The 817-nt window shown below is 68.1% G+C and carries 1 protein-coding gene; it reads right to left on the reverse strand.

Features of this window, described 5'->3' with window-relative positions:
* On the reverse strand, positions 1-817 hold an 817-nt coding region (locus K9U40_RS23100), incomplete at both ends, for a TRAP transporter large permease (protein ID WP_282892416.1).

Below are 817 nucleotides of genomic sequence, written 5' to 3' on the forward strand. Positions count from 1 at the left end.
CGGCCACGCCGTAGAGGCTGATGAGGTAGCCGAAGGTGCTGGAGATGCCGATCAGCAGCAGGATCACGCCCGTGGTGCGCACCGCCTTGGAGGCCGCCTTGATGAAGTGCTCCCACTTCAACGTGCGGTAGAGGAAGATGGTGAGCGCCAGCGCGTACAGCACGGCCACCGCCGCCGATTCGGTCGCCGTGAAGATGCCCGACAGGATGCCTCCCAGGATCAGCACCACGATGAAGAGGCCCGGCAGCGCCGCCGCGAACGACCGCGCCACGATGTGCCAGCCGGGGAACGTGCCCTTCGGGTAGCCGCGCTTCACGGCCACGAGATAGGCCGCGGCGAGGTTGCTGATCGTGAGCACCAGGGCCGGCACCAGCGCGGCCAGGATCAGCGCCGCGATCGACACCTTGCCGCCCGCCGCCAGCGAATAGATGATCAGGTTGTGGCTGGTGGGCATCAGCGCGCCGACGAGTGCCGCGTGCGTGGTCACGTTCACGGCGTAGTCGGCGTGGTAGCCCTCCTTCTTCATCATCGGGATCATCACCGCGCCCATGGCGGACACGTCGGCCACCGGCGAGCCCGAGACGCCGCCGAACAGCGTGCAGGCCACCACGTTCGACATGCCCAGGCCGCCGCGCACGTGGCCCACCAGGGCCCGCGCGAAGTTCACGATGCGATCCGCGATGCCGCCGTAGAGCATCAGCTCCCCCGCGAAGATGAAGAACGGGATCGCGAGGAACGAGAAGATCCCCATGCCGGAGGTCATCTGCTGGAAGCCCACCTCGAGCGGCAGGCCCTCGTAGGCCAGGGTGGCCAGGGC

It is taken from the genome of Xanthobacter autotrophicus (assembly GCF_030015065.1).
Classification (GTDB): Bacteria; Pseudomonadota; Alphaproteobacteria; order Rhizobiales; family Xanthobacteraceae; genus Xanthobacter; species Xanthobacter autotrophicus_D.